The 25,025-nt window shown below is 43.2% G+C and carries 24 protein-coding genes; 15 read left to right on the top strand and 9 right to left on the bottom strand.

Translation table 11 applies throughout. The features are described from left to right. Positions 1-160: 160 nt before the first annotated feature. From glnL to tsaC, 4 genes are all read left to right on the top strand, one after another. Entirely contained in the window at positions 161-1,246 is a 1,086-nt protein-coding gene (gene glnL / locus ACMUMQ_RS06670) for a nitrogen regulation protein NR(II) (protein ID WP_414681227.1), read from the top strand. After that, on the top strand, positions 1,243-2,679 hold the full coding sequence (gene ntrC, locus ACMUMQ_RS06665; RefSeq protein ID WP_414681226.1) for a nitrogen regulation protein NR(I): 1,437 nt from the start codon (positions 1,243-1,245) through the stop codon (positions 2,677-2,679). The genes glnL and ntrC overlap by 4 nt, the downstream gene beginning before the upstream one ends. Before the next feature lie 150 nt (positions 2,680-2,829). Further along, positions 2,830-3,207 carry a DUF3461 family protein gene (locus ACMUMQ_RS06660; protein WP_317002523.1) on the top strand — a complete coding sequence of 126 codons (378 nt, stop codon included), beginning with the start codon at positions 2,830-2,832 and terminating at the stop codon, positions 3,205-3,207. Between the two features lie 139 nt (positions 3,208-3,346). Next, entirely contained in the window at positions 3,347-3,904 is a 558-nt protein-coding gene (tsaC, locus tag ACMUMQ_RS06655; RefSeq protein WP_414681225.1) for an L-threonylcarbamoyladenylate synthase type 1 TsaC, read from the top strand. 97 nt (positions 3,905-4,001) lie between these two features. Here the strand turns inward: tsaC and ACMUMQ_RS06650 are convergent, their stop codons facing one another. From ACMUMQ_RS06650 to ACMUMQ_RS06630, 5 genes are all read right to left on the bottom strand, one after another. Next, positions 4,002-5,135: a divergent polysaccharide deacetylase family protein gene (locus tag ACMUMQ_RS06650; protein WP_414681224.1), complete on the bottom strand. Its 1,134-nt coding sequence runs from the start codon at positions 5,133-5,135 to the stop codon at positions 4,002-4,004. Positions 5,136-5,155: 20 nt separating this feature from the next. Continuing rightward, positions 5,156-6,433: a carboxyl-terminal processing protease CtpA gene (ctpA, locus tag ACMUMQ_RS06645; RefSeq protein ID WP_414681223.1), complete on the bottom strand. Its 1,278-nt coding sequence runs from the start codon at positions 6,431-6,433 to the stop codon at positions 5,156-5,158. A 119-nt stretch (positions 6,434-6,552) separates the two neighbouring features. Further along, positions 6,553-7,692: a murein hydrolase activator EnvC family protein gene (locus ACMUMQ_RS06640; RefSeq protein ID WP_414681222.1), complete on the bottom strand. Its 1,140-nt coding sequence runs from the start codon at positions 7,690-7,692 to the stop codon at positions 6,553-6,555. Between the two features lie 7 nt (positions 7,693-7,699). Continuing rightward, complete coding sequence (gpmI, locus tag ACMUMQ_RS06635) at positions 7,700-9,229, bottom strand: 2,3-bisphosphoglycerate-independent phosphoglycerate mutase (RefSeq protein WP_414681221.1); 1,530 nt, start codon at positions 9,227-9,229, stop codon at positions 7,700-7,702. Positions 9,230-9,330: 101 nt separating this feature from the next. Next, positions 9,331-10,248 (bottom strand): LysR substrate-binding domain-containing protein, encoded by a 918-nt coding sequence (locus ACMUMQ_RS06630; RefSeq protein ID WP_414681220.1) that lies wholly within the window; start codon positions 10,246-10,248, stop codon positions 9,331-9,333. A gap of 251 nt (positions 10,249-10,499) precedes the next feature. Here ACMUMQ_RS06630 and ACMUMQ_RS06625 point away from each other — a divergent pair, with 251 nt between their 5' ends. The 10 genes from ACMUMQ_RS06625 to ACMUMQ_RS06580 all read left to right on the top strand — a co-directional run bounded on the left by ACMUMQ_RS06625 (position 10,500) and on the right by ACMUMQ_RS06580 (position 19,491). Next, a complete protein-coding gene (locus ACMUMQ_RS06625; protein WP_414681219.1) occupies positions 10,500-11,303 on the top strand; it encodes a DUF1338 domain-containing protein in 804 nt (267 codons plus the stop codon). 159 nt (positions 11,304-11,462) lie between these two features. Continuing rightward, positions 11,463-11,879, top strand: a complete 417-nt coding sequence (locus tag ACMUMQ_RS06620) for a rhodanese-like domain-containing protein (RefSeq protein WP_414681218.1) — start codon at positions 11,463-11,465, stop codon at positions 11,877-11,879. 10 nt (positions 11,880-11,889) lie between these two features. Continuing rightward, the gene (gene grxC, locus ACMUMQ_RS06615; protein WP_317002506.1) at positions 11,890-12,144 is read left to right on the top strand and encodes a glutaredoxin 3; all 255 of its coding nucleotides are present in this window, start codon (positions 11,890-11,892) and stop codon (positions 12,142-12,144) included. Between the two features lie 61 nt (positions 12,145-12,205). Continuing rightward, on the top strand, positions 12,206-12,688 hold the full coding sequence (gene secB, locus ACMUMQ_RS06610) for a protein-export chaperone SecB (protein WP_347984085.1): 483 nt from the start codon (positions 12,206-12,208) through the stop codon (positions 12,686-12,688). A gap of 272 nt (positions 12,689-12,960) precedes the next feature. After that, entirely contained in the window at positions 12,961-14,619 is a 1,659-nt protein-coding gene (locus tag ACMUMQ_RS06605; RefSeq protein WP_414681217.1) for a COG3014 family protein, read from the top strand. Between the two features lie 69 nt (positions 14,620-14,688). Continuing rightward, entirely contained in the window at positions 14,689-15,318 is a 630-nt protein-coding gene (locus tag ACMUMQ_RS06600; RefSeq protein WP_414681216.1) for a penicillin-binding protein activator LpoB, read from the top strand. Between the two features lie 2 nt (positions 15,319-15,320). Next, on the top strand, positions 15,321-16,346 hold the full coding sequence (locus ACMUMQ_RS06595; protein WP_414681215.1) for a hypothetical protein: 1,026 nt from the start codon (positions 15,321-15,323) through the stop codon (positions 16,344-16,346). A 108-nt stretch (positions 16,347-16,454) separates the two neighbouring features. Further along, positions 16,455-16,628 (top strand): RSP_7527 family protein, encoded by a 174-nt coding sequence (locus ACMUMQ_RS06590; protein ID WP_414681214.1) that lies wholly within the window; start codon positions 16,455-16,457, stop codon positions 16,626-16,628. A gap of 199 nt (positions 16,629-16,827) precedes the next feature. Further along, complete coding sequence (locus ACMUMQ_RS06585) at positions 16,828-18,594, top strand: GGDEF domain-containing protein (protein WP_414681213.1); 1,767 nt, start codon at positions 16,828-16,830, stop codon at positions 18,592-18,594. Between the two features lie 93 nt (positions 18,595-18,687). Then, positions 18,688-19,491, top strand: a complete 804-nt coding sequence (locus ACMUMQ_RS06580; RefSeq protein ID WP_414681212.1) for a UDP-2,3-diacylglucosamine diphosphatase — start codon at positions 18,688-18,690, stop codon at positions 19,489-19,491. 13 nt (positions 19,492-19,504) lie between these two features. Here the strand turns inward: ACMUMQ_RS06580 and ACMUMQ_RS06575 are convergent, their stop codons facing one another. From ACMUMQ_RS06575 to ACMUMQ_RS06560, 4 genes are all read right to left on the bottom strand, one after another. Beyond that, positions 19,505-20,050: a hypothetical protein gene (locus ACMUMQ_RS06575; protein WP_414681211.1), complete on the bottom strand. Its 546-nt coding sequence runs from the start codon at positions 20,048-20,050 to the stop codon at positions 19,505-19,507. Between the two features lie 127 nt (positions 20,051-20,177). Next, positions 20,178-20,744 carry an AbiU2 domain-containing protein gene (locus ACMUMQ_RS06570; protein WP_414681210.1) on the bottom strand — a complete coding sequence of 189 codons (567 nt, stop codon included), beginning with the start codon at positions 20,742-20,744 and terminating at the stop codon, positions 20,178-20,180. A gap of 414 nt (positions 20,745-21,158) precedes the next feature. After that, complete coding sequence (locus ACMUMQ_RS06565) at positions 21,159-21,821, bottom strand: 3'-5' exonuclease (RefSeq protein ID WP_414681209.1); 663 nt, start codon at positions 21,819-21,821, stop codon at positions 21,159-21,161. Next, positions 21,822-23,708: a DUF294 nucleotidyltransferase-like domain-containing protein gene (locus ACMUMQ_RS06560; protein WP_414681208.1), complete on the bottom strand. Its 1,887-nt coding sequence runs from the start codon at positions 23,706-23,708 to the stop codon at positions 21,822-21,824. 300 nt (positions 23,709-24,008) lie between these two features. On the opposite strand from ACMUMQ_RS06560, the gene ACMUMQ_RS06555 reads away from it, so the two are divergent. Next, entirely contained in the window at positions 24,009-25,025 is a 1,017-nt protein-coding gene (locus ACMUMQ_RS06555; protein ID WP_414681207.1) for a TRAP transporter substrate-binding protein, read from the top strand.

The following is a 25,025-nucleotide window of genomic DNA, read 5'->3' as shown; positions in this document are numbered from 1 at the left end:
CTTTTTTTTGCACTTAAAAAATGCACGCCACATGACGCACCACAATTGTGCGTATTATTTTTTGTTTAAAACAGATACCTTATATATATAAGCCATTTCAAAGTGCCCAATGTTGGTTCGCTTTTTGCACATAGTGAATGGTCAATAAAGAGGCTTTGTTTTGTATAGTTTATTAATCGATCATCTATCTACCGCTATTATTCAAGTGAATAATAAATTAGAGATAGAATACTTAAATCCTGCTGCAGAAATGCTACTCGCGGTTAGCCGTCGCCGAATTTATGGCAACGACTTAAGCTCTGCTTTTCGTGAAAACGAGAACAGTATCAGTGCCTTATATTCTGCTATTGAGACAGGTCATGCCTTTACGAAACGTGAAGCAGAAATTGAGCGAGTAAATTCAAAAAAGCTTTTCTGCGATTACACTGTGACGCCAATTATGGGGTCATCAAACGCAACAGAAAGCCTCATTATAGAACTCTACCCTCGCGATAGAATGAAGCGAATTTCCCAAGAAGACGAAATTATTGCGAACCACGAAAGCAGCAAAGAATTAGTTCGTGGGCTTGCCCATGAAATTAAAAACCCATTAGGTGGAATTCGTGGTGCTGCACAATTAATTAGCCGTGCATTTACTGACGAAGCTTTAAATGACTACACCCAAGTCATTATTGAAGAATCTGATCGTCTACGAGACCTTGTTGATCGTTTGCTAGGTCCAAGACAAATCCCTAAAAACAAGCCATTAAATATTCACAAAGTGCTTGAGCGTGTTCGACAACTGATTTCCGTTGAAACGGACAATAAAATCAAATTGATTCGAGATTATGACCCAAGTATTCCAGATTTAATCGGCGACGAATCTCAGCTGATACAAGCGCTGTTGAACATTACTCGAAATGCCATGCAAGCTTTAATGGAAGACCAAGACAGCCAGCAAAAGACGATTCGCATGGTCACTCGTACCTTGCGCCAATTCACTATCGGCTCCAAACGACATCGTCTAGTTTGCAAAATCAGCATTATCGACAATGGGCCAGGCATACCTGAATCCATTATGAAAACGTTATTTTATCCCATGGTTAGTGGCAGAGCTGACGGAACCGGACTGGGCTTATCCATCTCCCAATCGGTTGTTCATCAGCATCATGGCATCATCGAATGCAATAGCCACCCACAACACACCGAATTCAATATATTAATTCCCATTGAGACATCAGTCCAAGGCCAGGAGAAAAACACATGACACAAGATGAAACTGTATGGATTGTTGACGATGATCGCTCTATTCGCTGGGTATTGGAAAAGACTCTAGAACAAGAAGGCATCCAATGTCGTTTGTTTGACTCGGCTGAAAACCTCGTCAACATGATAGACAAAGAACAGCCAAGCGCCATCATCAGTGACATTCGCATGCCTGGCATGGACGGTTTAGAGCTTCTTGATAAGCTGCAAAATGACCACCCTTACCTGCCTGTTATTATCATGACAGCACACTCAGACCTTGAAAGTGCCGTCGCATCTTATCAAGGTGGTGCATTTGAATATTTACCAAAGCCATTTGATGTGGAAGAAGCGGTAAGCCTTGTAAAACGCGCTATGCTGCACCACAAAAATTCACGCCCTAGTACGGATGATATGCCTGAGGAAGAAGCCGTTCCTCAAGTAGACAAAGAGATCATTGGTGAAGCACCAGCTATGCAAGAGGTCTTCCGTGCTATTGGACGACTTGCCAATTCCAATATCACCGTCTTAATCAATGGTGAATCTGGTACAGGTAAAGAATTGGTTGCTCAAGCACTCCACACTCACAGCCCTCGTTCAGCGAATCCTTTCATCGCCTTGAACATGGCAGCCATTCCGCACGATTTAATCGAGTCCGAATTATTTGGCCATGAAAAAGGCGCATTTACTGGCGCAAACACACAGCGTCGCGGTCGCTTTGAACAAGCAAATGGCGGCACCCTGTTTCTAGATGAAATTGGTGATATGCCAGCGGAAACACAAACTCGTTTGTTACGAGTTTTGGCCGATGGGGAGTTTTATCGCGTTGGCGGCCACACACCTGTAAAAGTAGATGTACGCATTATTGCGGCGACTCACCAAAACTTAGAAACCTTGGTGCAAAAAGGTTCGTTCCGTGAAGATTTATTCCACCGCTTAAACGTAATTCGCATTCATTTGCCTAAGCTTGCTGAACGCCGCGAAGACATTCCTAAGCTTGCCCGTCATTTCTTGAGCCGTGCTGCAGAAGAGTTATCTGTTGAGCCGAAAATACTCACTAAAGAAACGGAAAACTACCTTACTCAGCTCGATTGGCCAGGGAATGTTCGTCAGTTAGAGAACACCTGTCGCTGGTTAATTGTGATGGCGTCTGGCCGAGAAGTGCTCGTTGAAGATTTACCACCAGAGTTGCTGACTTCCGTTCCTCAAGAACAACCTTTTGCTTCTTGGGAAGATGCGCTTAAGAACTGGGTAGACAGCACGCTAGCAACAGGCCAAAAAGGCATTCTTGATCAAGCTGTTCCTAAGTTTGAACGTATCATGATAGAAACCGCTTTGGCGCATACTGGTGGTCGTCGTCGTGATGCTTCCCTTCTATTGGGCTGGGGACGAAATACGCTTACCAGAAAGATCAAAGAGTTGAATATTGATCACGCAGAGCAAGACGAAGATTAATCACCTCCCATAAAGATGAGATAGCATAGACAGGCTTAATACGTCATTGTCTGTGCTATCTCAATTTTCTACGCATTTTGACTTGCTTTTATACGTGCAATCCCATACTAATAAAGTCTGTTAACTGATTATTAATGAAGGGAAATGGTTATGTATCCAACACTTCAATCCATGGGCATCACAAGCATCCAGGATATTGAAAAATTCACGCTTCGCTATGAAGGCGGAAACGACGTTTTAAAAATTTACTACCGTCGCGAAAAAGGCTCTTTGCTTCCAAAAAGTAAAAAGTTCAAATTTGGCCGTTCTACAAAAACTGTACTTGCAGACGGTGGTCAACAAACTTATCGCCAAGTACAAGAACCTTCCTTAACTGTTCTACGAGCAATGGAAGAACTAGAAAAAATCGTTGGTAGACAGCATGAAGAGAAAGCCACGAAAGAAGATCTAGTGAAAGAGCTTGAGCACCTAGAGAGAGTTATGACGAACAAAATTCAAGAAATTAAGGCAAAAATTGACGCCATGTAATTTGGCTCTCTTGAAACATACATACCTAGTTTCTGCTCACATTGGCTGACCAACACAGTCAGCCAATGCCTCACTAGCTCCACTCAGCATATCCCGCTACAATTCCCGTTTTACTATTTCTTTTTGAGTATTAACTTTTATGAATCTTGTTCGTTCGCCTTCTGAGCTTGCCACTATTCTCAAACAAGGTGGCGTTATCGCCTACCCAACCGAAGCGGTTTGGGGGCTAGGTTGTGACCCTTTCAATGAGTCTGCTGTAAGACGAATTCTGGATCTTAAATCTCGACCAGAATACAAAGGGCTTATTCTTATTGCAGGAGCTGAACAACAGCTAACACCTTGGTTAAATACCTTAGAACCCAAGGTTGCCGACCGACTCCTTAGTATTAACGAAACACCTACTTCTTGGGTCGTGCCAGACACAAGCATCACTCCAAGTTGGGTCAGAGGGGAACACCAAAGCGTCGCTATTCGTTTGTCTCAACACAAGCCAGTTCAAGCACTTTGTGAAGCATTCCAAGGCGTCCTTGTATCGACATCAGCCAATCCTGCAGGGTTAGATCCAGCGATGACAGCGGAAGAAGTAAGTGCTTACTTTGGTGACAAAATCGATGCCATTTATGATGCGCCGTTAGGTGGTGCTTCCCAGCCGTCACAAGTTCGAGACATCATTTCAGACACACTTTTCAGAGCCTGACATATAAAAAACCTGTGCAAAACAACATAAGTTATTCACAGACACAAAAAAAGCGACATTTAGCTTTGTGTATAAGCAAGATGTCGCTTCGTTTATTCTATTTAGTCAAAGGCTTAGCTAAATCAGGAGCCAGTAGTATTTTAGATAAAGGAACAAGAACAACGCCATCTTGCTCTAAGCTTTCTAAACGCTTTTTAAGATAGGACGTTGTTTCTGGATAAGGGTGACCAATTGCCAGCGCACTACCATGACGTCGCGCAAGCTTTATCAAACGAGAGAACTGCTTATCAATCGCTTTTTCAGTACGAATATTGTCTAGGAAGACATCTCGTGTCACTGTTTTCAAACCATGCTCTTTCGCTATTTTTTCCGCGACACTTTTTGGACTCGTTAAACTGTCGATAAAGAAAAGCGAGCGACCTTGTAACACTTCCATTACCCACGTCATCGAGTCAGCTTTCGTGGTGAGTAAACTTCCCATATGGTTATTAACGCCCTGTATTCCAGACAAACCATCCAAGTCTTTTTTTAGTGTTGCCTTCAACTCTTCTTTTGTCATCTTTGCATATAAGCCGCCAGGCCCAAGCGCCAACTCTCGTTGGTTTTCCATAGGAGCGTGCAATAAGGTAATGCGTTGCTGCTCCTGTGAAGTAACAGCCGTTTTTTGTGCGTAAGGTGTTTCTGGCAAGATCGCGAGCGCGACTTCTTTAGGTAACGCGAGAGAGGCTTCCATACCTTGTCGGTTGTAACCCAAGTCATCAATCAAAATAGCGATAACAGCTTGCTCTGGGTAAGAATCCGCTGCCTCTGTTTCAGGAGGAAAAACATTTTCTTGATCCACTTCAACTTCAACCTCAGTCTCAGTCTCAGAAGCAACAACTGGCTCTGGGGTTGAGTCTTGTGGCCTTTCTACCAATGGCTTTTTTACCAATGATTTCTCATCAGTCGATTGAGTTTCAGGTAATGCATTCTTCAACGCTTCGTATTTCAGTTGCTCATCCAAAAAAGGCGCAAGCGCTGGCTGCCAAGGCTTGGCAGTATAAATAATTGGCTCACCAAAAAACTCCACTTCACCTTGAGACTTTTCTATTACAGGGCCAAGCGATTCAGGATGCACAAGAGTAGAGGTTTCATCATCGAATTCTGCGGCGATACAGGTAATAGAAAAAAATAAAAAAAGACTCCCCGTAAACCAAGTTTTGCAGGAGCTTTTTAACGCGTAGAGAGACATAAATAGTTTTAAATAAGAAATCACTGGATTTGAACTAACTTAGGCAAGGTTTTCAAAATACTAACAGCTTGAAATAACTGAAAATCCGAGTTTGCTAGCTCACCAATCTCAGGTTGAGCGTCAGCGCTGGTGCGTTCTTCACCACCAGTGCCATTGCTTAAGTGACCTTTTAGTTCCGCTTCTTTGACGAAGAACTGGCCTTTTTCCACAGACAAGGTCGCCTGCGGCACAATGAGATCTGGTGTAATGCCTTGAGCTTGGATAGAGCGGCCATTTGGCGTGTAGTAAAGCGCTGTCGTTAACTTCACAGCATCGCCATTTGATAGAGGAATAACCGTTTGAACGGAACCTTTACCAAAGCTTTCTGTTCCTAGAACCACGGCTCGATTATGGTCTTGCAAAGCGCCTGCAACAATTTCAGATGCAGAAGCAGAACCTTCATTAATCAAGACAACGACAGGAACTTTCCCTAGCAAGGTGTTCTTTTTAGAGGCCGTAAATTCACTCCTAGAAAGCTCATGTCTGCCTTTTGTGTAGACGATTAGGCCTTGATCAACAAAAGCATCAACTATGCCCACCGCACTTTGTAAAACACCGCCTGGATTATTACGAAGATCCAAAACAACCGCTTGAATAGGTTCCTCTTTGTTCATCGTTTTAATCGCGCTAGAAAATTCTCGACTACTGTCACTTTGAAACTGACTGATACGAAAATACGCAATACCATTACCTAGCCATTTGCTCGACACACTTTCGTCTTCCACCAACCTACGAGTCAGCTCGTAATTTTTGATTTCACCCTCACGCTCTATTGCTAACTTCACTTTCGAGCCAACATCTCCACGCATTAAGCTAACAATGTCCTGCATGCTTAAATCGGAAATCAATGTGCTGTCGATTCGGACAATAACGTCACCCGGTAAGATACCGGCTTCTGCCGCGGGAGAACCATCAATTGGAGTAATAATCGTCAAAAGATTATCTTTCATCTCGACTTCTACACCAATGCCAGCGTAATTCCCTGATGTAAGCTCATCAAAGTCTGCCAGTTCGCTTTTAGTGAAATATTCAGAATGAGGATCAAGGCCGGACACCATGCCTTTCAATGCTTTGTTAAGTATGTCTTCATCAGAAAGGGTCTCAACGTAACCTTCATGTATGGTTTCAAAAGTCTCAACGAAAGACTGAATCTCGGCGGTAGGTAAAGCATCTTTGGCCTGAACACCAGAAGACAGAATAGGCAACAGCATCAGCGCCATGAATAGACTGGAAATTCGTTGACGCAAACTTTTGATCATATTTATACCTATTGCTGTTTATACGTTTCTAGCCAATTAAGCGGCTGCGAATTGTCGAGCACAAGTCTCGCTAAAATAGCTCATCAGACAAATGCCAAATGTATTAGATATGGAAACCGCTAACCAGACACAACCCAAGAAAGAGGCGTTAAAGGTGTTCCATTATGACGAATTGCAAAAAATAAAGCCGAATCTTGTCGTCCACCAGAACTGCCAGCCATAGCAACGACATCATTAGCGCCAACCCACTCACCAACGTCTTTCAGTAAGCTTTGGTTGTAGCCATATAGTGACATATAACCGTCACCATGATCTAAAATTAGCAGAAAACCAAAACCTCGCATCCAATCAGAGAAAACCACTCGTCCTTGGAAAATCGCACGAACAGGTTCGCCTTCTTGCGCCTTCAATGTCACGCCACCCAAATTAATACTGCCATCTGAAGGCAAGCGAGTGATTTTATTCAAAGGTCGAACTAACTTTCCTCGCTGTGAAGCAAAAGGCACATCAGGGTCAGGAATTTGAACATCTGCTAACGCTTCTTCCAAGCGTTTTAACATATCTTGTAGGTTTTGCTGGTCTTTCAATAGCTGCTGAGAACGTTTATCACCATTTGCTAAATCTTTATTCAATTTAGCCAATAAATTACGTCTTTCTGCTTGTTGCCCTGTCAATCTTGCTCTTTCTTCTTTTAGAGCGACTTCTTCTCTGGCTTGCTGCGCGCGATGACTGCGTATGCTTTTCTCAACGAGGTTTAAATCGCTCACCTCATTTATAAAGCCATTTATCAAAGACTGACGAGCCGTAGAAAAGTACCGATTGTATTGAACCAAACGCTCTGAATCTTCCGAGTCATCCCCATTCAATAATAGCTTAATACTTTCTTCATCGCCGGAACGATAAACCGCCCTTAATTGGGCGGCTATTTGTTCGTTTTGTTGCTGAATACTCAGCTGAAGTGACCGCTGCTGAACGCGTAATTCGCTCAGCTGCTTTTCTCCTTTCTTGAGACTTTCTTGAATCGTCTGGATCTTTTTCAGTAGGTCTTGAATCTCTTTTTCTTTGCCTTCAAGTTGCTTTTCTACACTAGATCGTTCTGATTTAAGATCTTTCAGCCACGAATTCAGTTTTTGCAGATCTTTTTGCAAAGCCTGAATTTGCTGTTTTGCTTCCGCGGGCGTTTGTGGCTCACCTGCTGCCCAGCCGAAGCTGGACAACATAATCAAACACAACAAAAAGCCGCGGGTTATAACCTTCATTCTAACCTCATGAACGAGTAAGCAAGCTTACGCCTGTCATTTCAGCTGGCTGTTCAAGGCCCATCATATCTAACAATGTTGGAGCAAGGTCACACAAAGCACCTTCTTTCAAGCCTAGACCAGGTGTTGGTGAAACCAATACCAAAGGCACAGGACCGATGGTGTGAGATGTCAGCGGCTGAGAACCGTCTTCACTCAACATTTGTTCTACGTTACCGTGGTCAGCTGTAATCAAACATTGGCCGCCATTCACTTTTAGAGCGTCAATAATACGACCTAGACAAGCATCAACGGCTTCTACTGCTTTAACAGCCGCTTCAAAAATACCACTGTGACCAACCATGTCGCCATTCGCAAAGTTACAAATGATAGTGTCGTATTTGCCCGCTTCGATCACTTCAACCAACTTATCTGTCACTTCTGGAGCACTCATTTCTGGTTGTAGGTCGTATGTCGCAACATTTGGAGATGGAATCAATTCACGCTCTTCACCTTCAAATAGAGACTCTTCGCCGCCATTAAAGAAGAAAGTAACGTGCGCGTATTTTTCTGTCTCAGCGATACGCAATTGCTTCTTATCGTTTTTCGCTAGCACTTCGCCCAAAGTATTGCTCAAGGCAACAGGTGGGAAAGCAACGTCTGCTGCAATATCAGATGCAAACTCAGTAAAGGTCACGAATGCAGACAATTTGGGGTAAACAGCACGTTCGAAACCATCAAAGCCTGCGTCTGTGAAAGAACGAGTCAATTGACGAGCACGGTCTGGGCGGAAGTTAGCGAAGATAATCGCATCGCCATCTTCAACTGGTGCAGATTCACCAATGATGCTTGCTTTAACAAACTCATCGTTTTCATCGCGATCGTAAGCTGCTTGAATGGCTTCTTCAGCCGTTTCAGCATGGAACTCACCTTTGCCCAAAACAATCGCATCGTAAGCTGTTTGAACACGATCCCAGCGATTATCACGGTCCATTGCGTAATAACGGCCAGTTAAAGTCGCAATTTTACCTACGCCCAACTCAGCCAATTTCGCATTCAATTCCGCTGCAGGTGTTTTTGCAGAGCGAGGTGGAGTATCACGTCCGTCAGTAAAGCCATGAACATAAACCGCCTTCGCGCCACGTTTCGCAGCCAATTCACACATTGCCATGATTTGTTCGTGATGGCTGTGAACACCGCCGTTAGAAAGCAAACCTAAAACATGAACCGCTTTACCCGCAGCTACGGCTTTGTCTACCGCGTTTACTAACGCTTCGTTTTCAAAGAAAGAACCGTCTTCAATCGCTTTACCAATACGAGTAAAGTTTTGATAAACAATTCGGCCTGCGCCTAGGTTCATGTGGCCAACTTCAGAGTTACCCATTTGACCTTCCGGCAAACCTACCGCCATTCCAGATGTTTTAATCAAAGAATGAGGCTTTTCGCTCCAAAGTGCGTCCCAATTAGGTGTGTTCGCTGCAGCAATAGCGTTAGATGTAGACGTTTCGCTGTAGCCCCATCCATCTAGAATAAAAAGTGCGGTTGTTTGTTTGTTCATGTAAATCTATCCCGTAAATTGATCATGATTATGGTTTGATACTACCACAGGCTTGTAATTTTGTTACAGCACACCTTGCCTATTCAGATTATTAATTTTAGTTATGACGCCTTCATTTTCGCCAATAACCAGTCACGAAAAATCATGACTTGCTCTAAATCCGCTTTGTCAGCAGGGTAAGATAAAAGGTATTCGTGGGGTGTTGTCACTTGCTCGCCAAACGGCGCGACCAGATCCCCAGTCTGCAAGCTTCTTTCAGCCAAAATACTCGGCAAAATAGCAATCCCCATACCATTTTTAGCGGCTTCCAATACCATGTGAAAATGCGCAAATGATGCACCTGAAAACGATCCGCTTTCTAACCCTTGCGCCACCATCCAATCCGGCCATGCATTAATACGTGACGATAGATGCAAAAAAGGAAACAAGGTAACGTCTTCAACATGCCATTCTTTGTGGTCTTCACCGCCGATTCTCGTTAATAACTCAGGCGAACAAACAGCAACCACTTGCTCGCGTATAAGCTGATGGGAAACGGCTCGCGGCCAATGATCACCACCATAATGTAAAATGATATCGATGTTGTCAGGGTCGATTTTCGCCGCGTCATCCAGCGATTGAACTTTGACTTGGAACTGAGGGTGTTCCGCTTGAAACTCAGCAAGACGTGGCATCAACCAATAAGAAGCCAATGTGGGCAAGGAAGAAATGGTTAACGTGATCTTTTCATCTTCTCGATGCAACATACGCAAACATGCGCTTTCCATGCCATCAAGCAAAGGCACCACTTCTTTGTAATAAGCCGCGCCCGAACCTGTCAGCACAAGCCTCTTATTAAGTCGAATAAACAAGTCCCGAGCGAGAAACTCTTCCAAGTTACGTATTTGGCGGCTGACGGCACTTTGAGTGAGATAAAGCTCTTCAGCCGCTTTGGTAAAACTCAAATGACGAACGGAGGCTTCAAAACATTTTAAAGCCGTTGATGATGGAATATAGCGGCGCATCCAGACGTTACTCATAAAATCCAATACAGAAGACCACCACTTTATCCTATATTAACTGTATTCCCAACCGCTTAATGGCGCAGGATATGCTCGATAAAACTGGCTCAAGCTCAGAAATAAAAGCACAAATAATCGAATCTTAATTCTTCACTCGCATGCTTTTTACGAATCACATAATGCTTTTATATCTTTTGCACCACTCCCCCTAACTACTTTAAAGTGGGTGAATTGTTTAACGAAAACCGCTTTATTGCAGGACTTCTATTATGAAACCGTCTGATTTTTTTAATGCGTTATGGGACAGCTACACTCAGGTGACGCCTCAAGCGCAACGCATTCAGAAATTATTTGAAAGCCATGGCGAGACAGTACTAAACGACCATGTGGCATTTCGTACTTTTAATAATTCCCCTGTTGCATTGGAAAAATTGGAACCTCAGCTTGAAGCAATTGGTTACAAAGCTTATGGCGCTTTTCGTTTTGAGAGTAAGCACCTAAAAGCTCGTTGTTATAAACATGAAACAGATGCGGACTCGCCAAAGATCTTTTTGTCTGAACTCTTAGTTGAAGAACTACCAGAAAACTGCCAAGCCATTATTGCTAAGTTTGTTGGTCAAATTCCGGCAGATGCCGTACAAAGCCCTGCTGTCTTTTGGGCTGGAAAATTATGGGAAACACCGACTTCAGAAGAATACGCAACATTAGCTGAACACAGCGAGTACGCGGCATGGCTATCTACCATGGGCTTACAGGCGAACCACTTCACGGTTAGCATTAATCATTTGAAGCAATTCCCAACCATTGAGTCGGTCAATTCCCTACTACAAGATGAAGGCTACGCACTCAACGAAGTTGGCGGGCTAGTCAAAGGCTCACCCACTTCATTCTTAGAACAATCATCGACCATGGCCGATAAAATCACATACAGCTTTTCAGACGGTATCGAAAAGAGCATCCCGAGCTGTTTTTACGAGTTTGCCCGTCGTCATGTTCAACCGAATGGCTCTTTATTTGACAGTTTTATTGAAGGTAACGCAGATAAAATCTTTGATTCAACCAACACCAAATAAAGCCTCCCCCGAAAACGAGCTGCAAGGCTCGTTTTCTTTTTCTGCCAGCTTCACTCTCTCTTTCTCGATCATCATATCTTTGTCACCTTAATTTGAGAGTATGTACCGATTCCGCTTGCCGTGTATAATGCGGACAGTTTTTAACTAGGCTTTAAGATTATGATGAACCAACTTATTGAATTTTCACTAAACCACTGGGAAATGGTCGCTGTTTTCCTTGCGATTCTGGCTACTGTTATTTTTGTTGAAAGTAAAAATGGCGCTCAGGCTCTTTCGCCTTCTGCGGCAACCAACCTGATGAACTCAGACAATGCGGTTATGGTCGATACTCGTCCAGCCAAAGAGTTCTCGACAGGACACATCACAGGCGCAATCAACATCCCTGCCGCTAAAGTAAAAGAAAATCTCAATCTACTTGAGAAACACAAAGAAGTCCCAATCATTATTGTATGCAAATCAGGAATGACTTCTGGTGCAACGGCAAAAGACCTTAAAAAAGAAGGCTTTAAAGTATTTAAACTTCAAGGTGGGATTGCAGAATGGCAATCATCAAACCTACCTTTAGTAAAAGGATAAGAAGCATACAATGGCTACTGTAACGATATACTCAAGCAATTACTGCCCATTTTGCACAAGAGCAAAACAACTGCTTTCGTCTAAAAATGTAGATTATAAAGAAATCCGAGTCGACGGCGCGCCGAAAGTTCGTGCAGAAATGACGAAGAAAAGTGGCCGTACTTCTGTTCCTCAGATATGGATTGGCGAGCAACACATTGGTGGCTGCGATGACCTTTACGATCTAGAGCACAAAAAACAGCTTGATGGTTTACTCAATAAATAAGCATTTTATTCATTAAAATTGCAGCAACATACTAGTCTAACGATATAAAAAAGGAGCAATCATGCCAGAGGCAACAGAAACAAACGCAGCAGCAGAAACACAAGAAGCACCGACACCACAACTATCTATGCAGCGCGTTTTCCTAAAAGATATTTCTTTCGAGTCTCCTCGCTCTCCTATGGTTTTCCAAGAAGAGTGGAAACCGGAAGTTGGCATGGAGCTTAATACGAAAAGCCGCCAAGTTGGTGAAAACGTTTACGAAGTAGTTCTAGAAATCACAGTTACTGTGAAGAACAAAGGCGAATCTGCTTACCTAGTTCAAGTTCAACAAGGTGGTTTATTCGTAATTTCTGGTCTAGACGATCAACAACTACACCACGCTTTGGGTGCATTCTGCCCAGCAACACTTTTCCCATACGCTCGCGAAAACATTGATGCGGTTGTCGTAAAAGGTAGTTTCTCTCCTCTTATGCTTGCACCAATCAATTTCGATGCACTGTATGTTGAAAGCCTACAAAAGCAACAGGCTGAAACACAGCAGTAAGCGAAGTTAGGTATTAAAGCGCTCTACTTAAAAATAGATCGTCATTAAAAAAGGAGACTACTTAAGTCTCCTTTTTTTGTATCATAACCAGAGCTTGCCAAAGGAAAGCTCTGTTTATTCTTTGGCGCCTTACACTAGAATGGAAATTGTGATGAAAAAGAAAAAGCCTTGTCCATATTGTCTCAAAGTTCGCTGGTTGATTCTCTACCTTGGCTGTTTCTCACTTTTTGCGGTTCTGATTGTTAACCAGTTTTTAGAGAAAGGAATCTAGTGTGCGAAAGGCTCTTCTTTGGTTTCTTGTTGTAACGCTCAGTGGATGTGCAACCTATAAGCAAAGTATCGACGAAGGTTTAAACCTTGCGAAAGAAGGCAATTGGGCGCAAGCAGAAAGCACTCTAGAACCCGTTTTAAACAATCCTCAAGACCAGCTTCTTTATTATTTGGAAATCGGCACGCTGGCGCAAAACCAAGGCGATTACGAACGCAGTAACGATTTATTGGAACAAGCCGAAACTCTGAGCGACACCTTTCTAAAAGACAGCTTTTCCAACCGATCTTGGGCATTACTGAGCAACCCAAGACAAAGCAACTATCGCGGCAACGGCTTAGAACGCGTTTATATCAGCTACTTAAAATCCCTCAACTATCTCGCCTTAGCAGAACAAGCTAAAACACCCACTGAAAAGCTCAAACTGCAAGATGCCGCTCTGGTTGAAGTACGACGCATAGACATCAAGCTCAATGAAATTCGAGCACAAAACCCAAGCTACCAAGACTTAGACGACAAGAACAACCAAGCCTTTTATCTGAAAGCTCTAAACTGGTTAGGCGACTTTTATACTGGCGGACGAGACACAGACAAATACCTCTATCGCGATGACGCTTGGGCCCGTTACATGGAAGGCTTGCAGTACGAAAACAGCCAAGAATTCGACGATGCCAGAATCAGCTACCAAAAAGCAGCCGAGCTTTATGAAGCCGGTTACGCTAAACAATATGCTTTATCAGACTTAACCTCTGAGCGGGCGTGGCTGGATACAATACGGATGATGCAAAAAGGCGGTTTCAGCCAAGATGAGATCGACAAAAAAATCACCGAGAAGCTCTCATCAAGCATGCAAAGCACTCTGGAAAAATACCAAAACAAGAGTTCAGAATTGGTTGTTTTAGAGCACCAAGGCTTCATTCCTCACAAAGAGGAAATGACACTTCTACTCTACGCTGATCCACGAGATTACTCTTTAGTATTGGAGCCTCTTCATGGTGGCGGAAGAATAGAAGAAAACGATGCATTCCGCTGGTTTACCATGGTGTATGCGGATATTAACCCTCTCAATCTCATCGCCAACTATAAAGCGGGCGGCGCTTGGGGAACCTTTTCTGGCATCTTTACCAAACGAGTGATTCTTGGTCGCCCAGTATGGCGACAGCTTGAAGCCGCCAACGTGGACACCTTACTGACACGTCAGACCATTCGTGTCACTGTGCCGTATTATTCACGCTTCAAATTGAATAATAACCAGCCAGTTTTAGAAGTGAATAATGCCAGAACCTCACAAAGTGTAAGAATGACATCCTTGGCCGACATCGCTTTTCAAGAACAACTAGCACAAGCTCAACGAGACATTTATGAAGGCCTAATCCGTGAATTACTGCGCAGTTGGTTGGCTTACCAAGTAACCATCACTGCAGAAGATGAGGGACTGAATCCACTATTAGGCTTAATTGGCCAAGTGGCTGTGTTTGCCTCTTCAGCCGCCGACACTCGCAATTGGCTAACATTACCAGCGCAAATAAGGCTAACGAGAGAACCGCTTCCACCGGGAACTTACTCACCAAATTACCGAGTAAATGAGAAACAATTTTCGCTGGGTGAGGTCTCATTGGAAGCCAACAAAATAAAGATATGGAATCTACGCAATCCAGACTAAATTGATTACACTAACCCTTTAACATTACGCAAAATGAGTATTGGGAAAATCGAACGTAAGGAAAATATTATGCAAACAAGCAAGATCAAAATGCCTTTCTGGTCACAAGTTTCACTACGAAATCTTGTCACCCTTTCCATGCTTATCTTATTAACAGCATGCTCCAGCGGCAGTGTAAAACGCCTTGATGTGAACGAAGAAGTCGCGCTTTCTGACCGTTGGAACGATACAGATTCACGCCTTGTCGCAGAAGAAATGATGGGCGACATGCTCACTTTCCCGTGGTTCCGTGACTATAACTTCAGCCAAAAAGGCAACCCAACCGTTATTGTTCAGACCATTCGTAACAAAACCTCTGAGCACATTCCTGTTGATACCTTCGTAAATGACATCAAACGCAGCCTATTACGCGCAGGCAAAGTGGACTTTGTTGTTTCGGGCGAAGAGCGAGAAGAAATCCGCAACGAACGTGAAGAGCAAGCACTCAACGCTGCACCAGACACCGTGGCTCAGTTTGGTCTAGAGCAAGGTGCAGGATTTGCGTTATCCGGCACCATTAACTCTATCGTTGATTCAAATGGCGACCAACGCGTGAGCTTCTATCAAGTGGATTTGAAATTGATTGATATGACCACCAATCGCGAAGTATGGAATGGTCAAAAGAAAATCAAAAAGTTAGCGGATAAAGGCTTCTTCTAAAGATGAAAAGCACCTTAGGTTCTAAACCCTTTCGTTGGATGCTGACCCTAGGTTTGCTATCCAGCTTAACGGGCTGCATCGGCACCAACACCAAAACAGAGCAGGCCGAAGTCTTGCCAGAATGGGTTGTCTCTCCTCCGAAAGACAATACACATATTTATGGTGTTGGCAGCTCTGCGCGCATTGAAAACCTTGCCTTGGCGTTTATTCAAGCCGAACAAAATGGCAATGCGCAAATCGCCCAGCAGCTAAGAACCCAAGTTAGCCAAACCAATATCCAAGACACTCAAGTCACCTCAATACAAGGCAATGAACAAGTTTTAAAAGTTCAAAGCGCCTACACACAAGTCACCACAGCGCCCATTGAATTAGAACAAGCCCTAAATGAAGACCGCTTTGTGGGCAAAAACTACGTTTACGCCTTACAGTCTATTGATCGATCACGAATCATCGCCAGTTTAACTGACGCACTTAACGACTTAGACGACACGATTCGTAAGCAGGCGAAATCACTCACTACCCGTTCTGATCAAGCGCCAGTTGCAGAAGATTGGCCCCATTATATGCGCCTCATCCCTCATTTCGCGCAACGAAAATCCTACGAAGAAGAGCTCGGCCTTTACTCCACTCAGCGCACACTCGCAGGGAAAGCAGACAGCGACATTCAGGCGATAGAGGAACAGCTCAATCAAGCCTTATTGAGTTACGGCTTTGATGTTTCAAACACGGCTCAGGCGAATCAATTAGCCAGTGCCTTGTCTCAATATGGCTTCACGCCAAAAGCCAATGGTTTATTCACATTACAAAGCCAAACAGCTCAGCATCAGGAAATACAATCCGGCCGTTTCTACGTATTTGAAGAAGGCACATTAGAGCTTATCGACCCGAACGGCTCTCGATTAGCATCATGGACAGTCAGCGCCAGAGGCATTGCAGCAAGTCAAAAAGGCGCTCAAAGTAAAGCCACCGAAAACTGGGCAAATCAGGCAGTAAACGCCATGTTTACTTGGCTCACACGACTGGAATAAGAGTGACTTTTTCTAACCTATTAGCTGAAATATGATCGTTTGATGTACAGCTGACCAACTCCTATCATAACCATATTGAAACACTCATTAATTGATAGGAGATCCACCATGAAAAGCGATATCAAATACGACACTTTTAATAATGTTGATGTAGATTACTACGTAGAACAAGCGTACAAACTACGCCGTGAATATTACGCTGGTGTCATTAAAAAAGCAGTTGCTCGCGTTAAAAGCACTTTCACTAACCTAACAGTGAACCGCCCATTAAAGTCAGCGTAAGACTCTAAACAAACTGTATCCGATGATCGACAGGCAAAATAAAAATAGCGATCCGGTAACAGTGTTTTCCCTTTCAATTTCTTAGATTTTTCCTTTCCTACCTTTTCACTTTTATTTCAATCTCGCCTTGTCATTAGTCTGTCACAAATACGACATAAGATAACCTGTTGCTAATTCATAATCAGGCGAAGTATGCGAAATGATGAATCAAATCAATGATAACGCTCTATTTGATCGGATTCTCAAAGATGAGTTAATCACCCCTTACTTTCAACCCATTTACGATTTAACCGATGGCACAGTGCATGGTTATGAAGCCTTATCTCGTGGGCCAAAAAACTCCGCTTTATTCTCGCCTATTCCATTATTTGACTTGGCTCAGCAAGAAGGAAAGCTGCATCAGCTAGAGCTGCTTTGCCGAAAAAAAGCCCTGTCTAAGTTCTCCAAATTAGCACTAGAAGGTAAGCTCTTTCTCAACATTAGCGCCTCTCTGTTTTCGTCTCCTGAGCACCAATCAGAAATGAGTTTATTGGAGCTCGATCAGCTCGGAATCGACAAAAACCAAATTGTTATCGAGCTATCTGAACAACACCCTTACGAATACACGGATTTAACTCACAGTCGCATCAAAGGCTACAGAGACATAGGTTTTCAAATCGCGATTGATGATTTGGGCGTCGGTTATTCTGGCTTACAACTTTGGTCCGAGCTGCAACCTAACATTGTTAAAATAGATCGGCATTTTATTCAGAACATAGACACAGACAAGATCAAACAAGAATTCATCCGCGCCATGATCTGCATTGCCGAAAGAACCAATTGCACCGTCATTGCGGAAGGCATTGAAACCAAACAAGAATTGGCGTTCCTTATTAAAATGGGCGTCACGTTAGGACAAGGTTACTTCCTTGGCCATCCGACAGATTCACCAAAGTTTGCGACCAATCCCGACTTGGCCAAACAAACGAAAAAGCCATCACAATTCAATGAAGAGAACTCAGAAAGCGTTCAATCCCTTTGTCGTCCAACGCCCTATTTACACGAGAACAGCGTTTTAGACGACGCTTCCAAGCATTTCAAAAAGCACAAAGAGCTGACTGTCATTCCGATTCTCGACCACCAGCATTGCCCTATTGGCGTTATTCGTCGTCACCAGCTACACGAAATCTTCTCGACGCCGTACGGCCGGGCTTTATACGAACAAAAACCAGTCACTCAGTTATTAACCAGCAATGTACTAGTGGTTGAGAGCAGCATTAGCCTTGCGACCGTTTCCACATTGATAACAGATCAAGAAGCCGACGTATTAAACAACGAGATTATTATCGTTCGTAACGGAAAATACTCAGGAACAGGGCATTTAAAAGACTTACTCAAGCGCATTACCGAGTTAAAAATACAAAACGCTACCTACTCAAATCCGCTTACCTTGTTGCCCGGCAATGTACCCATTCATAAAGAAGTCAGCCGACGCTTATTAGCCGATAAAGATTTCCATGTGGCGTATTTTGATCTAAACGACTTCAAACCTTTTAATGACTTTTTCGGCTATGCAAAAGGCGACGCTGTCATTCAGCTGGTCGGTTCACTCATTAAAGATTTTGTCTCGCCAGAAAATAACTTTATCGGCCATATTGGCGGCGATGATTTTGTGGTGATATTTGGGGATACAGACTGGAAGCCACAATGCGAAGCGATTTTATCGGCATTCGCACAAGAGATCAGCGACTTCTATTCACCAGAAACCCTACAAGAAGGCGGCGTTTGGACCAAGAACCGAGAAGGTGAAATGCGCTTTCACGCCATTCTTAGCTTGGCCATTGGCGTCATCAAAACCAGTGCCAGACAATGCAGCAATCACCATCAAGTGGCCGAAATGGCCGCTCACGCGAAAAAATCGGCCAAAGAATACGAAGGGAATTATGTTCATTTGCTCCCTTCTAACTTCCTTGAAATCGCAGAATAGCCGTCTTAATTATTGTGATCTAATTGTCATAAAGAACACACAAGTCTGTCATAAACGGGAATTAGTCTAAAGGTAACTCATGAGGAGAAGCTTATGCAGACGACATTTCGATCCGTATTTATTTCTGATGTTCACCTAGGAACAAAAGCCTGTCAGGCAATCCATTTATTGGATTTCTTACAAAACATTAAAACCGATACGCTTTATTTGGTTGGCGACATTATTGACCTTCAAGAAATGCGTCATAAAGCTTACTTTGTTGATACTCACCACAAAGTCATTGAGCAGATTTTGCTTATGGCAAAAACAGGCACTAAAGTCGTTTATATCCCTGGCAATCACGACGCTTTCTTCCGCCAGTTTGCAGGGCAGACCTTATCCGGCGTTGAAATAAAGTTAAACACTCGCCATAAAACAGCAGATGGTAGAACCTTCCATGTCAGCCATGGTGATGAGTTCGATCAGATGGTAAAAATCAGCCCATTAATGTTAGCTATAGGTGACAAAGCCCATAACCTAATGCTTTCCCTTAACCAATGGATAAATGGCGTAAGACGCTTCGCTGGTAAACCTTATTGGTCGCTCGCAGGCTATGTGAAAAGCCACATCAGCAAAGCGAAAGAATTTATCGAACGCTTTGAAACCGCAGCAATCAAATCCGCCAAAAACCAGAAAGTCGATGGTTATATATGCGGGCATATTCACTTCGCTTCTTTTCAGATGAAAGAAGGCGTTTTGTACTGCAATGACGGCGACTGGGTTGAACACTGCACCGCACTGACAGAATCCGCTTCTGGCGAACTCAACTTACTGCATTGGTCTGAACAGCCAAAAATGCTGGCAACAGAACCTAAGCAAGAAGAATGGGGATATGAGCCGATTCCATCAAACAGCTAAGTTGTTTAACGCCCTAATCAGCCGACAAATCATCAGTCGGTTGTATTGATTTGTTAAACCCTTTAAGTACTGACTCAAATAGCTGATTTCTAAAATCAGCTTTGGTTTTCTCTGGCATAGTGTGACGATCATAAGAGCTCATTACAGAAAAATAAGTTTGATACCATTTTGTTAAAGCTCTCTCCACTGTTTTCATATTGTCTACAACTTCTTTATTCGATGTTGAAATATGAGCATTTTTTATAGCTATGTTCAGCCTTATGGTTGCTGTACCTAATTCTCCCCCTCCATAAACTAGAAGTCCTTGAGCTAGTTGATTTAGTTTAGCAATATGATTATCTACCTCATCAACATGCTCTCCCAATAACTCAATAACTTCAAATAATGAAACTAAGTATTGCTCAGCCCTCTTACGTATCTCTTTAGCATTTTCGTTTGCATTACTCGCTGATAAAACAAGTTTATCTTTCTCAATCTGCGCTTTGGCACTTTCCAAAGCGTAATTAGAGGTCAAAAAAGATGCTCCTAAAGCTCCAACCAACGCAACTAAAGCTGTCACTATTTGAATCCAAAGTGTATGTCGATTATCCATCTCTACACGTATTCTCCTGTCAGCTTAACACCCGTTTAAGATAATTGAATGGGGCAAAAACTTTAGCAAAACAAAATTCTCCTGAAAGCATTTGCTATGCATCATAATCTAATGACGCCTGCAACTTGCGAACAAACGCTCTGCCATTTTTATCATACGGAAGCACTACCTTGATATCGGTATGAACTCTAGGGTCAGAGATATAATCGAAAATCTCTTGAATTAGTTCCAAAATATTTTCTATATCTTCATATTCAAATTTGATTTCTAAGGGTTTTCTACCCATTAGCGTACTTAAGTCATTATGAGCAAGTAACTTTTGTCGCCACTTCTTTATGCCTGTAGAAGTATAAAGATTTTTCAGCTGTTCTTCTTTATCTCTCAACTCGTGACAATCACACTGCTCAATTATCCGTGCTAACGATAAGTTCTTATTTTTTCCTGTTTCAGCAGGATCTAATAAACAAGCAATACTCAAACATAGTTTTTCTATATAAGCCTTCTGAACTCGGGAAAACACTAATGAGTTAAACTCATTCAACACATCAACAGTTTCTTTAGAGGTGAATAATTCACTATATAAAGTTAGGTCTGTACATAAGTTAGAAAAATAGCCTTTTATCACGTCTAATTCAGCTTGGTTTACTTTTGTAAGCGTCAAACTCAACTATTTTTGGCTTTTGAAAACCATGCTTCTCACAAAATTCATCATAAGATATATAGCTGTTTACTTTTGATTTTTCGTTACTCACAAGTACCTCCAAATACATAACAGCTTAATCATGCACATTTAGACATTTTTAAAATTCTCTTAATAATTCTATAACATACTGGTTATGGAAATATCGCTAAATATATTAACAAAATCGAAAACTGGTAAAACGAGCATACGTATTATCCTTTTTATCCACGGCGCGATATTTCCACACCGAGGTGCTTTATCGATACTAAAAGACTTTTTATTTATCTACCAGAACAAACACGCAAAGCTTTGTCAGCCTAAAGGCTGACCTACAAGAGCCAGACATAAGCCCTCCCCTTGAAAAAATGGGAGGGAACAATGCGTTGCGAGATATTAACGCGGTGTGAAGGAGGTTTTACCACCGCCCATTTGGTTTAGGTCGTGCAGACGGCAATCAACACCTTGATAAGCAATTTGAGCCAATAACAGTTCTGCTGTCGCTAAAGCATCTGTTAGCGCGTCATGACCATCGTAATCCGGCAAGCCGTAGCGCTCTCGACAAGCGCATAGACGAAAACCACCATCTTGAATTGGCTGTTGGGCTCTATTGGCTTTGGCGCGTTCTATGGCTAATGTGTCTAGCCAATTCACTGAAAAAGCAGGCAAGACTTCTTTCTTCCAAGCTTGTTTTAGAAAGTTTAATTCCAGCGGCGCATGGTGCATGACTAAGATGCGATCTCTTAAAAGGTGGCGAAGGTAACGCAACACACTTTCTTGCCGTTTTCCGTGCAACTCTATGTCTGAATCTGTAATCATGTGAATGCCGACGCTTTCACCCACATCTGTGCTTTCAATCACAATATGGCGAGCGGTATCCAGCTCTATCACGCCATTTTGAATACAAACCCAGCCGACACTGACAATGTGATCTTGCTTGGCGTCTAACCCTGATGTTTCGATGTCCAATATCAAATAATTCCATTCAGACCAAACATGCTTACTGGCCTGATACGACATCCAACGCTCATTAACACTCTGTATTAACCCAGCCAACATTTAACTGTACCCTCGCAAGAAACGTTGTTGAGCCACATCCTGCACATCGCTAATAATGCCGAATGTCGTTTTTAAATGCTTACGCTCTAAGGAGCTCAGGCTTTCAGGGTCTAAATACGCGCTGGCCTTACCTGTGGATTGCCAATGGGCTCTTTGGGTTTCTAAACGCAGTTCGTTTAATTGATCCCACGCGTCCATCAGGTTACGCGCCGTGTCCACACTGATTAACTTTTCCCGAATCGCCTGTTCGATACGATCCAGCGTCGCCACGCGGTAGGTTCGACAAGACAAGCCATAAAGCCTTGCGAGATCATTAATCAAAGCCAAGCCTTGGTGTTTCAAATCCAGCTGATGCTTATGCTCGCCAGAAGACTCTAATAAGAAGTGACGGAAGAATCCCAAAGGAGGTTTAGTCGACAATGCGCTGCGGGTTAAGGTCGCCAGAAACACACTGTTCTTACTGATGGTTTGCTGCATCTTGAGAATCAATTCATCAACCACAGAGGCCTCGCCATAGACGCAACGAATATCAAAAAAGATGCTCGCATTTAATAAGGCGCTCGGTGAACCAGATTGAATCCACGAGGTAAATTTCTGCTGCCAACCTTGGTTCGTCATTCGCCATTGTGGGTTGCTCGCCATAATGTTTCCGGGACAAAGTCGAATCCCACAAGCGCCAAGACCATTGCAGACAAACTCAGCCAATGTCGCGAAGTATTGACTCTCTTCGTCAGTTGGCTCTCTTTCCAGCATCAAACCATTGTCTTGATCGCTCCCCAAAGATTGATCTCGACGAGCTTGTGAGCCAAAGACTAAAAACTGAAACGCCATCGGCGCTGGCCCCAGTGTTTCTAATGCCAGTTCGATTAAGCGACGGGTTAAATTGTCGCTTACCGTCGCCAACACCTTACCGATATCAACGGGTTTCATATCAGTCACAATCAGATTAATCGTTAAGGTTGGCCATTGCTTACAGGTTTGCGCAAGACCTTCCACGCTGTGCTGGCGATGAATCTGATTGACTAAAAGCAAAGGACTTAGCTCTTGATGACGCAGTAAATCCGCTACCGTGAGCATTCCCATCACGTTCAGCCCGTCATCGACAATCGGCAAATGGTGAATATTGCTTTCGCTCATTAAGGTCTGAGCCTGCATTACCAAGGCATCGGTTTTCAGGCTCACCGGATCTTTCGTCATCACTTGTTCAATTGGAATGTCTGACGATCCGCCCACAGCCAAGATACGTGAACGCAAATCTCGGTCAGTCACTATGCCTAATAAGCGCTTGTTCTCTAGAACCAGAATCGAGCTAACTCGCGCTTCCGTCATACGCATGGCAACGGTTTGTACGCTTTCATCTGGCGAGGCTTGAATCAATTGACGAGACATAATTTGCGTCACTGGCATAGACAATTGCAACGCCGGAGAAGAGAGTTCACTTGATTGGCTGCGAGATAATTTTCGGAGGCGATTGTGTCGCGTATGTTCAAAGAAAAGGCCAAACGCCTCATTCTGCTCAACGGCGTCTAAAAAGCGCTTTTTCTCGAATCGGTATACAAGGCTGTCTTCCATCGCCACAACCTGTAAACCATCTGGATTCTGCGACATGGTACTCGATAAACCAAAACACTCACCGTCTGCGATTTGATCCACCAGCCCGCCTTTTGGGGTACGGATTTCGCACGCGCCTCGACGAATTAAATGCACTGTCGCCGCGCCATTTTTTAGGGAAATAACCTGCCCTTGGCGCACATACAACATAGACACACCCGTCAACAGCTGCTTCCTTTCGGTTAAATTCAAACTGGAAAAAGGAGGAACCGTCGCAATAAATTTATGCACTTCAGGAATGTCTATGGCGGCCATATTATTTTTCTCATTTAGCATTCGTCATCTGTTCTTCATCTGGAGTGTGCGCTTTTATTATTCAGAACAAAATGCTTTTTAGACCAATGTCTAAAGCTAAGGAAAGCTGTTCTTGTATTTCCAGCTACCACTATCCGCCCAACTACTCGTATTAAATTCTTATATAGATCAATCAACTATCTAATCTTTTATTTAATTAGCTATCAAACGCTTGACTAGAAGGAAAAGTTACCGGTAACATTCGCCTAAGAGTTACCGGTAACATAAGATCGGATTTGAATACTCTTTTCCTAAAAAAAATAATCATCAGGAAGTTATATTATGAGCAAGATTAGCACAGTTCTTCTGACTGCCACTTTAGCTGGCGCACTATCTACTTCTGCCATTGCTGCAGACTATAAATTCAAATTCCAGTCTTCTGATCCAGCGGGCGACAAAAACTTCCAAGTTCAAAAAGAGTGGACAGAACGCGTTGAAGCCATGACAGGTGGTCGTGTTCAAATCGATTTACTTCCTGTAGGCAGTGTTTTTAAACATACTGAAACCCTTGATGGAATAAAAATGGGCATCCTAGATGGCCACATCACTGCGACAGAGTTTTTCTCTGGTAAAGATCCAGCATTTGGATTAATTGGTAATACTGTTGGCGCATGGTCAAGTACTCAGCAACTTCTACAGTATGTAAACTACGGTGGTGGTTACGAGCTAATGACTGAACTTTATGCACCTTATGGCGTGAAATTCATCGGTGGTTCAACAACTGGTGTAGAGTCTTTTGTTTCTCGTGTTCCATTGAACGGCGTTGCAGATCTTAAAGGCTTGAAACTTCGTGCTCCAGAAGGTTTAGTTCAACGTGTATTTGCCGCTGCAGGTGCTGCTCCAGTAAACCTACCAGGTTCTGAAGTATTCACAGGCCTAAGCAAAGGCGTTATTGATGCGGCCGACTATACGGTTTTCTCCACAAACCAAAAAGCGGGCATGAATGAGATCGCGACACATCCTGTACAACCTGGCTTCCATTCTTTGCCATTGATCGATATCTCAATGAACCAAAAGAAATGGGATAAGTTACCAGCAGATATCCAAGAAATCCTTACTGTCTCAGTACGTGATTTTGCTCAAGATATGACAACACAATTACATATTGCGGATCAGATCGCGGTAAAAGCAGCTCAAGCTGATCCAAATATCACCATTCATGATTGGTCTGCTGAAGAGCGTAAAAAGTTCCGTGCAATTGCCCGTACACAATGGGAAGAGTTTGCTAAGGGATCTAAAAATGCTCAGAAAGTATACGATTCCATTACAAGCTACTTAGAAACAAACGGTCTTCTATAA

Source organism: Marinomonas algae (assembly GCF_047525555.1).
Classification (GTDB): Bacteria; Pseudomonadota; Gammaproteobacteria; order Pseudomonadales; family Marinomonadaceae; genus Marinomonas.
This window is presented reverse-complemented; position numbering and strand designations above follow the sequence as displayed.

What these genes read in the sequence shown, in the direction of transcription:
- ntrC (WP_414681226.1), top strand. Translation starts at nt 1,243, where the DNA reads ATGACACAAGATGAAACTGTATGGATTGTTGACGATGATCGCTCTATT.
- ACMUMQ_RS06660 (WP_317002523.1), top strand. Translation starts at nt 2,830, where the DNA reads ATGTATCCAACACTTCAATCCATGGGCATCACAAGCATCCAGGATATT.
- tsaC (WP_414681225.1), top strand. Translation starts at nt 3,347, where the DNA reads ATGAATCTTGTTCGTTCGCCTTCTGAGCTTGCCACTATTCTCAAACAA.
- ACMUMQ_RS06650 (WP_414681224.1), bottom strand. Translation starts at nt 5,135, where the DNA reads ATGTCTCTCTACGCGTTAAAAAGCTCCTGCAAAACTTGGTTTACGGGG.
- ctpA (WP_414681223.1), bottom strand. Translation starts at nt 6,433, where the DNA reads ATGATCAAAAGTTTGCGTCAACGAATTTCCAGTCTATTCATGGCGCTG.
- ACMUMQ_RS06640 (WP_414681222.1), bottom strand. Translation starts at nt 7,692, where the DNA reads ATGAAGGTTATAACCCGCGGCTTTTTGTTGTGTTTGATTATGTTGTCC.
- gpmI (WP_414681221.1), bottom strand. Translation starts at nt 9,229, where the DNA reads ATGAACAAACAAACAACCGCACTTTTTATTCTAGATGGATGGGGCTAC.
- ACMUMQ_RS06630 (WP_414681220.1), bottom strand. Translation starts at nt 10,248, where the DNA reads ATGAGTAACGTCTGGATGCGCCGCTATATTCCATCATCAACGGCTTTA.
- ACMUMQ_RS06625 (WP_414681219.1), top strand. Translation starts at nt 10,500, where the DNA reads ATGAAACCGTCTGATTTTTTTAATGCGTTATGGGACAGCTACACTCAG.
- ACMUMQ_RS06620 (WP_414681218.1), top strand. Translation starts at nt 11,463, where the DNA reads ATGATGAACCAACTTATTGAATTTTCACTAAACCACTGGGAAATGGTC.
- grxC (WP_317002506.1), top strand. Translation starts at nt 11,890, where the DNA reads ATGGCTACTGTAACGATATACTCAAGCAATTACTGCCCATTTTGCACA.
- secB (WP_347984085.1), top strand. Translation starts at nt 12,206, where the DNA reads ATGCCAGAGGCAACAGAAACAAACGCAGCAGCAGAAACACAAGAAGCA.
- ACMUMQ_RS06600 (WP_414681216.1), top strand. Translation starts at nt 14,689, where the DNA reads ATGCAAACAAGCAAGATCAAAATGCCTTTCTGGTCACAAGTTTCACTA.
- ACMUMQ_RS06595 (WP_414681215.1), top strand. Translation starts at nt 15,321, where the DNA reads ATGAAAAGCACCTTAGGTTCTAAACCCTTTCGTTGGATGCTGACCCTA.
- ACMUMQ_RS06590 (WP_414681214.1), top strand. Translation starts at nt 16,455, where the DNA reads ATGAAAAGCGATATCAAATACGACACTTTTAATAATGTTGATGTAGAT.
- ACMUMQ_RS06585 (WP_414681213.1), top strand. Translation starts at nt 16,828, where the DNA reads ATGATGAATCAAATCAATGATAACGCTCTATTTGATCGGATTCTCAAA.
- ACMUMQ_RS06580 (WP_414681212.1), top strand. Translation starts at nt 18,688, where the DNA reads ATGCAGACGACATTTCGATCCGTATTTATTTCTGATGTTCACCTAGGA.
- ACMUMQ_RS06565 (WP_414681209.1), bottom strand. Translation starts at nt 21,821, where the DNA reads ATGTTGGCTGGGTTAATACAGAGTGTTAATGAGCGTTGGATGTCGTAT.
- ACMUMQ_RS06560 (WP_414681208.1), bottom strand. Translation starts at nt 23,708, where the DNA reads ATGCTAAATGAGAAAAATAATATGGCCGCCATAGACATTCCTGAAGTG.
- ACMUMQ_RS06555 (WP_414681207.1), top strand. Translation starts at nt 24,009, where the DNA reads ATGAGCAAGATTAGCACAGTTCTTCTGACTGCCACTTTAGCTGGCGCA.